Origin of the sequence: Bacillus sp. RK1064 (assembly GCF_051488405.1) — a bacterium.
GTDB lineage: Bacteria > Bacillota > Bacilli > Bacillales > Bacillaceae > Bacillus.
The window spans coordinates 3,386,421-3,399,854 of sequence record NZ_JBPSCZ010000001.1 but is presented as its reverse complement, the minus strand read 5'-3'; the positions used below and the strand labels follow the sequence as shown (position 1 = coordinate 3,399,854).

At 41.6% G+C, this 13,434-nt stretch carries 10 protein-coding genes; 1 reads left to right on the top strand and 9 read right to left on the bottom strand.

Features of this window, described 5'->3' with window-relative positions; genetic code table 11:
- Positions 1–19 precede the first annotated feature (19 nt).
- The 7 genes from polA to ACSSTM_RS17435 form a co-directional block, all read right to left on the bottom strand.
- On the bottom strand, positions 20–2,659 hold the full coding sequence (gene polA / locus ACSSTM_RS17465; RefSeq protein WP_095285560.1) for a DNA polymerase I: 2,640 nt from the start codon (positions 2,657–2,659) through the stop codon (positions 20–22).
- A 255-nt stretch (positions 2,660–2,914) separates the two neighbouring features.
- On the bottom strand, positions 2,915–4,657 hold the full coding sequence (pnpS, locus tag ACSSTM_RS17460; protein WP_268495815.1) for a two-component system histidine kinase PnpS: 1,743 nt from the start codon (positions 4,655–4,657) through the stop codon (positions 2,915–2,917).
- Positions 4,650–5,378 (bottom strand): response regulator transcription factor, encoded by a 729-nt coding sequence (locus ACSSTM_RS17455; RefSeq protein ID WP_034661841.1) that lies wholly within the window; start codon positions 5,376–5,378, stop codon positions 4,650–4,652. The genes pnpS and ACSSTM_RS17455 overlap by 8 nt, the downstream gene beginning before the upstream one ends.
- Before the next feature lie 186 nt (positions 5,379–5,564).
- Entirely contained in the window at positions 5,565–6,503 is a 939-nt protein-coding gene (gene mdh, locus ACSSTM_RS17450) for a malate dehydrogenase (RefSeq protein WP_034661844.1), read from the bottom strand.
- Between the two features lie 34 nt (positions 6,504–6,537).
- Complete coding sequence (gene icd, locus ACSSTM_RS17445; RefSeq protein ID WP_008346060.1) at positions 6,538–7,809, bottom strand: NADP-dependent isocitrate dehydrogenase; 1,272 nt, start codon at positions 7,807–7,809, stop codon at positions 6,538–6,540.
- 149 nt (positions 7,810–7,958) lie between these two features.
- Complete coding sequence (gene citZ, locus ACSSTM_RS17440; protein ID WP_034661848.1) at positions 7,959–9,077, bottom strand: citrate synthase; 1,119 nt, start codon at positions 9,075–9,077, stop codon at positions 7,959–7,961.
- Between the two features lie 375 nt (positions 9,078–9,452).
- Complete coding sequence (locus tag ACSSTM_RS17435) at positions 9,453–9,917, bottom strand: DUF441 domain-containing protein (protein WP_007501699.1); 465 nt, start codon at positions 9,915–9,917, stop codon at positions 9,453–9,455.
- Between the two features lie 100 nt (positions 9,918–10,017).
- On the opposite strand from ACSSTM_RS17435, the gene ytvI reads away from it, so the two are divergent.
- Entirely contained in the window at positions 10,018–11,136 is a 1,119-nt protein-coding gene (gene ytvI, locus ACSSTM_RS17430; protein ID WP_034661849.1) for a sporulation integral membrane protein YtvI, read from the top strand.
- Positions 11,137–11,161: 25 nt separating this feature from the next.
- Here ytvI and ACSSTM_RS17425 read toward each other — a convergent pair whose 3' ends face one another.
- Together ACSSTM_RS17425 and pyk are read right to left on the bottom strand one after the other, a co-directional pair.
- Complete coding sequence (locus ACSSTM_RS17425) at positions 11,162–11,551, bottom strand: FxsA family protein (protein WP_034661850.1); 390 nt, start codon at positions 11,549–11,551, stop codon at positions 11,162–11,164.
- Positions 11,552–11,653: 102 nt separating this feature from the next.
- The gene (gene pyk, locus ACSSTM_RS17420) at positions 11,654–13,414 is read right to left on the bottom strand and encodes a pyruvate kinase (RefSeq protein ID WP_034661851.1); all 1,761 of its coding nucleotides are present in this window, start codon (positions 13,412–13,414) and stop codon (positions 11,654–11,656) included.
- Between the last annotated feature and the right edge of the window lie 20 nt (positions 13,415–13,434).

Sequence of the window (13,434 nt, the reverse complement as noted above, 5' to 3'; positions counted from 1 at the left end):
TCCTTTTTCTCTCTATTATTTATTTCGCATCGTACCAAGATGGACCTGAAGCAAAATCAACTTTTAGCGGCACATCAAGCTGAAGTGCGTTTTCCATGACTTCAGGAACAATCTTTTCAAGGATGGCGATTTCTTCTTTCGGCGCTTCGAAGATCAATTCATCGTGCACCTGTAATAAAAGATTTGCCTGCAGGTTTTCTTCTTTGAGCCTTCGCGCCATATCAATCATCGCTTTTTTAATAATATCAGCTGCACTGCCTTGGATCGGTGTGTTCATGGCTGTTCGTTCTGCAAAGCTTTTGATATTAAAATTACGGCTTGTGATATCCGGGATATACCGTCTGCGTTTGAGAAGCGTCGTGACGTAGCCTTTTTGTTTCGCTTCTTGGACGATTTCTTCCATATAGGTTTTCACGCCTTTAAAGCTTGTTAAATAGCGTTCGATAAAAGCGGCTGCTTCTTTTCTTGTGATCCCAAGGTTTTGAGAAAGTCCATAATCGCTGATTCCATATACAATACCGAAGTTTACAGCCTTGGCTTGTCTTCTCATAGCGGAAGTCACTTCTTCTTCTGAGACATGGAACACGTCCATCGCTGTTTTCGTGTGAATGTCCATGTCTTGCGTAAACGCTTCGATCAAATTCTCATCTTGTGAAATATGAGCGAGCACACGCAGCTCGATTTGTGAATAGTCTGCTGCAAACATGAGCCAGCCTTCTTTTGAAGGAACGAATGCTTGACGAATTTTCCGTCCTTCTTCTAAACGAATCGGGATGTTTTGAAGATTCGGATCTGTTGAGCTTAATCTTCCTGTTTGCGTGAGTGCTTGATTAAATCTTGTATGCACTTTATGTGTATCCTTGCGCGTAACTTTCATTAACCCTTCTACATAGGTCGATTGCAGCTTTCCAATTTGTCTGTAGTGCAGAATGGACCGAATGATTTCATGCTTATCTTCAAGCTTTTCAAGCACATCTGCAGACGTCGAGTAGCCTGTTTTTGTCTTCTTGATAATCGGCAGACCTAATTTTTCAAATAGGATGACGCCAAGCTGTTTAGGAGAATTGATGTTAAACGTTTCTCCTGCTAAGCGGTGAATGGTTTCTTCATATTCTTTGAGTTTTTTCGTTAATTCTTCACCCATTTTCTCTAGGCGCTCTATATCTACCTTTACTCCAAGAGATTCCATTTCACCTAAGATGAGAGCAAGTGGCAGCTCTAAATCTTCATACAGTTCGTGCTGATCATTTTTTTCTAATGCTTCAAGTGTTAAATCATGCAAGGCTGAGATCGCCGCTGCTTTTCGTCCAAGATGTTCTTTCAGTTCATCTTCAGGTGGAATCGCCTGCTTTGCTCCTTTTCCGTATACTTTTTCATCAGAAAGAGCGATATTCAGACCATATTCCTTCGCTACACTCGCGACGTCCTCATATGATTTCTGCGGGTTGACGACATAGGAAGCTAGCAGAACATCATTATCGACACCTTTTAGATCGACATCATGCCATCTCAGGGCGACAACTGCTCTTTTTGAATCAAAGACCCATTTTTTCTTTGTTTCATCCTGTACCCATTCTTTAAATGCTTCTGATTGAAGCGCATCTTCTTTCGTGATAAAAAACGCACCATTTTCATTATGGATCGCAAAACCGATCAAATCCGCTTCGTGATAATTATCTCCAAGCTGTTCTACCACAAGGGCTGCATGATCTGTCAGCATGTCGTCCCCTGCAGCTGTCATTTTTTTCACTTCTAATGCATCTACTTCGACCTGTTCATCTGTTTCTGGTGCTTCTCCTAGACGCTCTAGCAGCGTTTGAAAGCCCAGTTCTTTATAAAGAGAGATCACTTGATCCATGTGAGGGCCTTCATATGCCAAATCTTTGCTTGACACATCAATAGGTGCTTCTACAAGAATCGTCGCCAGCTCTTTACTCATGACTGCTTGTTCTTTATATTCTTCAAGTTTTTCTTTTAGCTTTTTCCCGCTCACTTCATCAATATGTTCAAGCAGGTTCTCAACTGTTTCAAACTGCTTTAACAATTTAATCGCTGTTTTTTCGCCTACACCTGGGACGCCTGGGATATTATCTGAGGAATCTCCCATCAGCCCTTTCATATCAATGATTTGATCTGGTCGCAGGCCATATTTTTCTTCAATATGAGCAGGTGTGTAATATTCTACTTCTGTGATGCCTTTTTTCGTAATAGCCACTGTCGTATGATCTGTTGAGAGCTGTGTTAAGTCCTTATCTCCTGAGAAGATTTTGACTTCAAAGCCGTCTTTTTCTGCCTCGACAGCCAATGTACCGATAATATCATCTGCTTCATATTGAGGAAGCTCGTACCTTTTCACCTGATAGGCATCTAATAGTTCACGGATGAACGGCATTTGTTCTGATAGCTCTGGCGGAGTTTTTTGTCTTCCGCCTTTATATTCTTTAAATGTCTCGTGGCGGAACGTTGTTTTTCCCGCATCAAATGCGACGAGCATATGGGTAGGCTTCTCGTCCTCCAGCATCTTCATTAAGATCATCGCAAATCCATAAATAGCATTTGTATGTACGCCTTTATCATTTGATAATAGCGGCAAAGCAAAGAAGGCTCGATATGCGAGGCTGTTTCCATCCACTAACACTAATTTCTTTTTGTCTGTCATGTTTTAATCCTCCATCGGCTGAGCCATCTCAGCCGTCTCTTTCACACATTGTATCTTCATTTTATCAAAGTTTATTTTGAAAAGAAAATAGTCGAGCCTGCATAAAAAAGGGACGAAAACAACAAGTGTTTTCGTCCTTCCAAAATTGGCTCCTTGGATGAAGGGGTTCCTATTCATCCTATCAATGAATGTTTAACAAAACATGAATTCATTGTAAAGATCATGTAAATTTTAACGTGACTTTCCTTTTTTTCTCTAAGTCGATTTCAGACTCACTGTAAAAGTCGTCCCTTTACCTTGTTTGCTGTGGACAGAAATCGTTCCTTCATGCGCTTCCACAAGGTGTTTGACAATGGCAAGACCAAGACCTGTACCGCCTGAATTCCTGCTTCTATCTTTATCAATTCGATAAAATCTCTCAAATATTCTTGGAATCTCGCTTTTCTTCATGCCGATTCCTGTATCTGCTACATCAAATTCATAGGCACCTTTCCGCGGTCTTGCTGAGATGGTAACACTTCCTCCCTCTGGTGTATAGGTCAGGGCATTATTGACGAGATTGAGGAAGATTTGCTTTAACCTTAGCGGGTCTGCCATGACATAGACCGGTTCTTTTGGGACACGCACATGTAGTTGAATGCCTTTTTCTGTAGCCTTTTGACTTAACAGCACTTGAATCTCTTGGATGATTTCTGTCGCATTGGCTTCTTGAATATTCAGCTTGAATTGCTGCTGCTCAATTTTAGAAAGATCAAGTAAGTCTTGAATCAATGTTTCTAGACGGACACTCTCTTTTAAAATGATAGAAAGGAATTCTGTCAGTGCTTCTTTGTCATCAATTGCGCCATCAAGAAGGGTTTCAGAAAATCCTTTAATCGATGTAATCGGTGTTTTTAACTCATGAGACACATTGGCAACAAAGTCTTTTCGCATCTGCTCCAGCTGCTTCGTTTCTGTCACGTCATGAAACACGAGGACAATTCCTTTCCATTCATCGTCTGTACTTAAAATGGGTACACCATCCACTTGGAAGTAGCGGCGTTCAATGTCAACGGCTAGACGTAAAAACTTCCGCACCTTCGTTTCTGTCATGAAAATTTCGTCAATTAATTCGATAATCTCTTCATGTGTAAACGCTTCGTGATACAGCTTGTGCATGTAAATGTGCTTTTGTACCTTAAACTGCTTGCGGAAGGTTCGATTGACTAGGTGGATATAACCCATCTTATCAATCAAAATAATCCCCGCTCCAATATTTTCAATGACCGTTTGCAGCCGGTCTCTCTGCATTTCACCGGCACTTGTCATTTCTTGAAGACTTCCTGCCAAACGCTTCATGGAAGTATTCAGTTCACTTGTTTCAATCATCAACTCTTCATAGTTATTCGTATCATAGTTCCCGCGTTCCAGCTGTTTGGCTACCTTTGTAGCATAATCAATTGGTTTCACATATTTCATCGACATGCGGTACCCAAAGAAAACGATGATGATAATCGCCGAGCCAAGACAAAAGGCTAATGCAAGCCAGAGCTGGCCGTCAATTTCATTTAAAGGCTCGTATGACGCATGGAGAAATAAATAACCCGCTGGTTCGTTTTGTTTCAGGATCGGGACAGCATAATGAAACAGCGCATCCTTCTCATCGTCAATGACGACCCCTTTTGTTTGGAGACGTTCATTGTTCAGCGTGTTTCGAATGATGGCCCTTTGTTCTGCTTGACCCGTTGTATGTATGATATTCCCCTTCAGGTCCACAATCGACGCATTCATATCAAAATGCTGCTTTGCCTGATGGAGGACCTCCTTGTTTTGCTTCGCCTTCAGATCGTCACCATTCATGGAAGACAGGAGGAAGCTCGATTCCTTTTCCATTCGTTCCGTTAATTTGGTTTCATAGAAAACATGGAACATGTGGTCCAAGAAAAGACCAAGTGCCACAAACACAATAAAAAGGAGAAAAATGAGTCCCGAAAACAGACGGGTTCTAATTTTACTCATTTGACTTTGGCTCCTCCAATTTGTAGCCTAAGCCGCGAATCGTTTTAATGTATGTTGGTTTTTTCGTGTTCTTTTCAATTTTGTCCCGCAAGTGGCTAATATGGACATCCACAATACGAGTGTCACCTGCAAAGTCATAATTCCAAACGGCACTTAACAATAAATCACGCGTGAGGACACGTCCTTTATGCTTCGCCAAATAAAGCAGCAGTTCAAATTCTTTTGGCGTGAGCTCTAGACGTTCTTCCTGGAAATAGACTTCGTAGTGTTCTGGTAAAATGCGCAGTTCACCAATTTTGATTTGGTCTGCAATGTTCTCTTCCTTCTCCTCTTGCGTGGGGGCAGGCTGAGATTGCTGTGCTCTTCTCAAGATGGCTTTTACCCGAGCACCCACTTCTCTAGGACTGAATGGCTTTGTCATGTAATCATCGGCTCCAAGCTCAAGGCCTAGCACCTTATCAAATTCATCGTCCTTTGCTGTCAGCATTAAAATAGGGAACATCATTTTTTGAATTCTCAGTTGTTTGCACACTTCAATGCCGTCCATCTTCGGAAGCATTAAATCTAATACAATGAGATCAGGCTGTTCACTTGCTGCTTTTTCAAGCGCTTCTTCCCCGTCTCTTGCTGTGACGACATCATAGCCCGCTCTTTCAAGGTTATAGCTTAGAAGTGTTACAATCGATTCTTCATCATCCACAACTAATATTTTTTTATTCATGTTGTGCCTCCAATTAGTGATTTCCCCTGCATCCGTTTTTTGTATCTTATGTGAAAAGCGAGAAGTCATGCTTTCTCTTTCATTTTAACGAAAGCTTAACAAGAGGACAATTTAAAATTTCGACAAGATATGTTTTGTAAACAAAAAGAAGACTCCTCATGAGAGAAGCCTTCTTTTTTATTCATATTAAGACAATACTTTCATGACATTCTTAACAGATTCAACAGAACGGTCAAGCTGACTTCTTTCTTCTTCTGTCAGCTCAAGCTCGATGATCTTCTCAAGACCGTTGCCACCTACGATTGTTGGTACACCTAGGTAAATGCCTTCGTAGCCATATTCACCTTCAAGGTAAGCAATCGTCGGCATGACGCGGCGCTGATCTTTAAGGATCGCCTCAACCATTTCGACTAGTGAAGCAGCAGGAGCATAATATGCACTACCGTTACCTAATAGGTTCACGATTTCGCCGCCGCCTTTTCTTGTTCTTTCAACAATTGCATCAATTCGATCTTTTGGAATCAATGTTTCAAGCGGGATACCGCCTGCATAAGAGTAACGAACAAGAGGAACCATGTCATCGCCATGTCCACCAAGTACAAAGCCCGTCACATCTTTAACAGATAGGTTTAATTCTTGAGCTACGAACGTACGGAAACGTGCTGTATCAAGAATGCCCGATTGTCCAATGACTTTTTCTTTTGGTAATCCTGATTCTTTATAAACTGCATACGTCATTGCATCAACAGGGTTTGTTAACACAACAATGATGGCTTCTGGAGAATATTTAACGATTTCGCGTGTCACACTGCGCATGATTTTTTCATTTGTTGACACGAGATCGTCACGGCTCATTCCCGGCTTTCTTGCAATTCCCGCCGTAATGACCACGACATCAGAACCGGCTGTATCTTCGTAGTTAGAAGTTCCTGTAATGTTTGCATCGAAGCCTTGAACAGGACTTGCTTCCAGCATATCAAGTGCTTTCCCTTTTGTTGGGTTCTCAAGCTGCGGGATATCGACTAATACGACGTCCGCTAATTCTTTTTGAGCCGTTAGAAATGCTGTAGTTGCTCCAGTAAAGCCTGCTCCGATGACAGATACTTTTTTACGCTTGTTTGCCATTTCCTTTTTCCCCTTTAACTTTAAAGTTTAAGAATCAAGACAAGTTTTTGATGAGCTCGTCAGCAAACTCAGAACATTTCACTTCTGTTGCGCCATCCATTAATCTAGCAAAATCGTAAGTGACGACTTTTGATGCAATTGTTTTTTCAACAGATTGAATCACTAGATCAGCTGCTTCCTGCCAGCCAAGGTGCTCAAGTAAAAGCACGCCTGATAGAAGAACAGAAGATGGATTCACTTTATCAAGACCAGCATATTTAGGTGCTGTTCCGTGAGTCGCTTCAAAAATAGCGTGTCCTGTTTCGTAGTTGATGTTCGCACCTGGTGCGATACCAATTCCACCAACTTGTGCTGCAAGAGCATCAGAGATGTAATCTCCGTTTAAGTTCATTGTTGCCACAACATCGAACTCAGCTGGACGAGTTAGGATTTGTTGAAGGAAAATATCTGCAATGCTGTCTTTGACAATAATTTTGCCAGCAGCTTCTGCTTCACTTTGCGCTTTGTTTGCCGCATCTTTTCCATCTTGTTCTACAATACGATCATATTGTGCCCATGTAAAGACCTTGTCGCCAAACTCTTTTTCAGCCACTTCGTAGCCCCAGTTTTTGAAGGCACCTTCTGTAAATTTCATGATGTTTCCTTTGTGAACAAGCGTCACAGACTTACGGCCTTGGTCGATTGCATATTGGATAGCCGCTCTGACAAGGCGAGAAGTTCCTTCTTCAGAAACTGGCTTGATTCCGATACCTGACGTTTCTGGGAAACGGATTTTGTTTACACCTAATTCATTTTTCAAGAAGTCAATTAACTTCTTCACTTCGTCTGATCCTTTTGCATACTCGATGCCAGCATAGATATCTTCTGTGTTCTCACGGAAGATGACCATATCTGTGTCTTCTGGACGTTTCACAGGAGACGGTACGCCTTGGAACCAGCGAACTGGACGTAAGCATGTGAATAGATCAAGCTCTTGTCTAAGTGCCACGTTTAATGAACGGATTCCTCCGCCGATTGGTGTTGTCAGTGGTCCTTTGATCGCGATTAAGTATTCACGAATGTCTTCAAGTGTTTGCTCAGGAAGCCATTCTCCAGTTTTATTGTAAGCTTTCTCACCTGCATATACTTCTTTCCAAGTGATTTGCTTTTCACCTTTATATGCTTTTTCTACAGCTGCTTCAAGTACTCTTGATGCTGCTTTCCAAATGTCAGGACCGATTCCGTCCCCTTCGATAAACGGGATAATTGGATTATTTGGTACATTCAATACGCCGCCAGTAACTGTAATTTTTTCGCCTTGTGACAATGATATTACCTCCCAGGTTATGTAGTGAATATTTGAAACTTCTTGGCTTGATGTCTGCAAGCGAAGAAGTTTTTCACGTGATTCGTTTTTTGTTGATATAGAGGCTGATTGGCCTTCCTGAGGATCAGCCCCCGCTTATTCTATAAACATTAGTCTCTTTCACTGATCGGAACAAAGGTTTGAAGATCAGGTCCAATGTAGTCAGCTCTTGGACGGATGAGACGGTTGTTGTCATACTGCTCTAGAATGTGAGCAATCCATCCAGAGAATCGGCTGATCACGAAAATTGGTGTAAATAAGTCATGATCAATCCCAAGACTGTGATATACAGATGCAGAATAAAAATCAACATTTGGTGGAAGATTTTTCTCTGATGTCACGATTTCCTCTGCGCGAACAGACATTTCATACCATTTCGGCTCGCCAGTGAGGTTTGTTAAACGCTGGCTCATTTCTTTTAGATGCTTTGCACGCGGGTCACCTTGACGGTATACGCGGTGGCCAAAGCCCATAATTTTTTCTTTCTTCTCTAGCTTACCATGAATATAGGAATCTACGTTTTCAACTTCGCCAATTTCTGAAAGCATCTTCATCACGCCTTCGTTGGCTCCGCCATGAAGTGGCCCTTTCAGCGCACCGATAGCCGCTGTTACACCAGAGTAGATATCTGATAGTGTAGCAACACATACACGTGCTGTAAATGTCGATGCGTTTAATTCATGATCCGCATGTAGAATGAGTGCCTTATCAATTGCCTCAATTTCTACTGGTGACGGCTCTTCGCCATTTAGCATATACAAGAAGTTCGCAGCATAGCTGTATTCTTCTTTTGGCTGTACAGGCTCAAGTCCCTTTCGAATGCGTGAAAACGTAGCGACTAGTCCAGAAATTTTCGCCTGTAAACGAATGGCTTTTCTGTAATTCGCTTCTTTGTCCATAATCTCTGATTCGTCATCGAGTAAACCTAGTAAGGATACCGCTGTACGAATCGCAGACATTGGATGAACCCCGTCCAGCGAATACGATTTAAAGTGCTCAATGATTTCTTGCGGAATGTGAGCATTTTCATTGAGCTGCTGTTTTAACTCACTCAGCTCTTGCTCATTCGGCAGCTTTAAGTGCCATAACAGGTAGACAATTTCTTCGAATGTAGCTTTTTCAGTTAAATCATCGATATTGTACCCTACATAAGTAAGAGTATCATCAATAATTGAGCTTACGGATGAAGTTGTTGCCACAATACCTTCAAGACCTCTTGTTGCTGTCATGTTCAATCTCCCCTTTTTAAAAAGATTCCCCTTCGTTGCAGAATTCTCGCTTTTTGAAAGCGCTATCCAATCCGAATAAGACGGCAGGTTCAGAAAAGAAAATGCTTACATTTACCTATACGGTTAGAGCGCTTTTAGCCTCATATCTCTTGTGTGATCAATGAGTTCAAAATTAAGCCTATTCCCATTATAAACAATAATCAGACATTTGTTAAATGTTTAACTATAATTTTTTTTGATATTTTTTTTTCCAGTCTTCCATATAAGGCATGGAATAAAGGGATTTTGCTTCTTTTATTATATTTAATTATGTTTTTTTGCAAAAGCTCACGCAAGAAAAAAATAAAAAAGAAAGTGGCATGAACCACTCTCTTTTCAACCGCTGAAAAATTTCACAGCCTGCATCGCCAAATAAGCAATTCCTGCTCCGATCAGCGGACCGACAGCTACACCTTTAAATAAGCTGACTGCCAAAATTGTCCCGAACACAAGCGCTGCCGTGATATGCGGATCATTTTCGAGTAGCACAATACCGTTTTTTGCGATTAATGCTACTAATATACCCGCCCCAAGTGCAATCCAAGCATAAGAAGATTTCATGGCTTCTCCAAGCTGCTTAAATCCAATGTCACCTGTTGCAATAGGAACAAGCACAGCAATTGTAATGACGGTGACACCCCAATTGATGCCTTTTGATTGGAGAACCGGGAAAATTTTTTGATCCAAACCAATCAGCTTAATCGCAATCAGCACAGAAACCGCTAAAATTAATGAATTGTTCTTTGCAATAAGTGCAATAACGAGTAAAAGAACCAAAAATAAATTTGCTTGAGTAAACATACGCCGCCCCTTCCTTTCTTTTTATTGCGACCTTTTCATATTACTAATCTTTTTGAATAAAATGAAGTATCGGACATGCTTGTTTTTTGGAGGGGATTGTGTGAATCACACCTATATGGCCATTTTTCTGCGAAGTTTGATGATGATCAGCATTGCTGTATTTGCGGTTGTCTTTTTATATCAGTCTTTTCCTTTTTTATATCCTTTTTGGATTGCACTTATTGTATCCTGCCTGATTCATCCTGCCGTATGCAAAATAGAAGAGATCACCGGAATGCCGAGAGGAATTGTAGTAGTCATTGTACTATTGCTCTTTTTAGTGGCAGCAGCCGGTTTCATCACACTCTTAGTAGCAGAAATTATTTCAGGAAGTGCTTATTTAGCAAAGGTTCTGCCTGGACACCTTGATCAAATGATTGGTATTGTCGAACGGTTTTTTACAGATAAGATTCTGCCTTTGTACCATGATGTCACCGCCCAATTTAATACGCTTCAAGCAGGTCAAAAGGAATCGATTTTAGGACAAATCCAAGCGCTAGGCGATGAAGCTGCCGCAAAAATAGGGACTTTTCTTTCAAAAACGCTCGAGCTTATCCCGGCTTTTTTAGGTCTTTTGCCTGATGCAGCCGCAACCCTTTTGTTTTCTGCACTGGCGACTTTTTTTATCACGAAAGATTGGTTTACGTTAAAAAAATATGGCTCTCGTATCTTTCCCGCAAAATGGAGGCAGCATACACGCGCCATTTTATCTGAAATCAAAAAAGCCATTACCGGTTTTATGAAGGCGCAGCTTCTGCTTGTTGCTATGACCATCGGCCTCGTCGTCATTGGGCTGATCATCTTAAAAGTCGAGCATGCCTTTGTCATTGCTTTATGTATTGGGTTTGTCGATTTACTTCCTTATATCGGGAGCGGTACTGTTTTTCTGCCTTGGATCATTTACTCCGCTATGACAGGAAACCTTTCACTCGCTATCGGGCTCGGCATTTTGTATATTGTCGTGCTCATTCAAAGACAAATTTCAGAGCCAAAAGTCTTAAGCAAGTCCATTGGGCTTAATCCTTTAGCAACGCTTGTGGCATTATTTGTCGGGTTAAAATGCTTTGGTTTTCTTGGACTTGTCATTGGTCCTGCTTCCCTTGTCGTGTGGCAGGCATTTCGTAATGCAGGTGTTTTTAGAGATATCTATCAATACATTCGGTACGGCATGCAAAAGTAAAAGAGACCTTGAGCTCAAGGTCTCTTTAGCGAATAATCGTATAGCGATTGCGATTAGACATGTTTCTAAGCCAGCGTTCAAAGAGCGGCTTGATTTGCTTTCTCGTCATCGGAATGAGTAGCAGCGCACCAATGATATCCGATAAGAAGCCGGGAATGAGCAGCAGCAGACCGCCAATCAGAATGCAAAAACCATCGACAATCGTTACCCCTGGCATTTTGCCATATTGTAAATCTCTCTGCACTTTTTGAAAAGCTTCGATTCCTTGCTTTCTTGCAAAATAAGCACCTAGTGCACTCGTGAGCACGATCATCAGCATCGTTGGCAAAATGCCAATGATTTTACTTGATATTAAAAATAAACTGATTTCCAATGCAGGGAACAGAATCAATAATAGTAGCAAATATTTTTTCAACCATATCACCTCATGGGGTATCTTTCATCGAAAGCTGTTTTACTTTTTTTAGTGTAACATAAAAAAAGAGAGGAGTCAGATAACTCCCCTCGTGTGTATGATTTAAAGGACGCTTGCACGGCCTTTGTAGATCGCTCCGCGTGCCGGATCTACTGTGATCTCTTCGCCTTCTTTTAGCAGTGTTGTTGCGCTGTCAAGACCCACAATCACTGGAATACCAAGGCTGAGTCCAACGACTGCTGCATGGCTTGTTAAGCCGCCTTCTTCAGTGATCAAGGCAGATGCTTTTTCTAAAGCACCCATCATATCACGGTCTGTACAGTTTGCGACAAGAATCGCCCCATCGTACATTTTTTCGTCTGCTTCTTTTCCGCTTTGTGCAATGACAACCGGTCCAAATGCAGATTTACGGCCAATTCCTTGACCTTTCGCAATGATGTCACCAACAACATATACTTTCATTAAGTTCGTTGTACCTGTTTCACCAACTGGCACACCAGCTGTAATGACGATTAAATCGCCATGTCTCACATAGCCCGTTTCGATCGACTTCTCGACTGCATTCTCAAGCATTTCATCAGTAGACGTCGTTTTTGATCCGCTCTTTGCAAATACACCGAATACGAGAGACAGCTTTCTTGCTACTGATTCGTTTGCTGTGACCGCTACGATTGGTGCTTTTGGTCTATATTTTGAAATCATTCTCGCTGTATGACCGCTTTCCGTAGGTGTCACAATCGCTGCCACGTCAAGCTTCATCGCTGTATGTGCAACAGATTGACCGATGGCATCTGTAATGCTGACTTCTACTTCTTCGCTTCTGCGAGAAAGAATTGCTTTATAGTTGAGTGCATCTTCTGAACGTGATGCAATGTTATGCATCGTTTGTACAGCTTCCACTGGATATGTTCCTGCTGCTGTTTCACCAGAAAGCATAATCGCATCTGTGCCATCAAAAATGGCATTTGCCACGTCACTTGCTTCCGCACGAGTTGGACGAGGATTACGCTGCATGCTATCAAGCATTTGGGTAGCTGTGATGACAGGTTTGCCTAAACGATTGCATTTTTTGATCAGCATTTTTTGAACAAGCGGTACTTCTTCTGCCGGGATCTCTACACCAAGATCTCCACGCGCAACCATCAAACCATCTGATACCTCAAGGATTTCATCGATGTTATCAACACCCTCTTGGTTTTCAATCTTAGGAATGATTTGAATGTCAGCCGCATTATTCTTTTCAAGAAGCTCACGAATTTCAAGCACATCAGAAGCTCGTCTAACAAAAGAAGCAGCGATAAAATCGACGCCTTGTTCAATTCCGAACAGAATATCATTGGCATCCTTTTCTGTAATACCTGGCAGGTTCACACTTACACCTGGTACGTTTACACCTTTTTTGTTTTTGAGCGTGCCTGTATTCATGACCTTTGTGACGATTTCTTTGCGGTCCATGTTAATTTCTTTCACTTCTAAACCAATAAGACCATCATCTAATAGAATCGTTGAGCCCACTTCTACATCATCAATTAAATCTTCATACGTCACACTAATTTTTTCCGTATTTCCAACAATGTCTTCCATACTCACGATAAGATCTGCACCAGCGACTAGCTCAATTGAGCCGTTTTCAACTGTACGTGTACGGATCTCTGGACCTTTTGTATCAAGAAGGATCGCAATGTCCTTGCCTAATGTTTTACCTGCTTTACGAATGTTTTCAATGCGTGCACCATGCTCTTCAAAATCTCCATGAGAGAAGTTTAGTCTGGCTACATTCATTCCTGCTTCAATCAATTCAGTCAGCTTTTCAATGGTTTCACTTGCTGGACCGATTGTACAAACGATTTTTGTCTTTCTCATTACTGTTCCTCCTAAGGTCT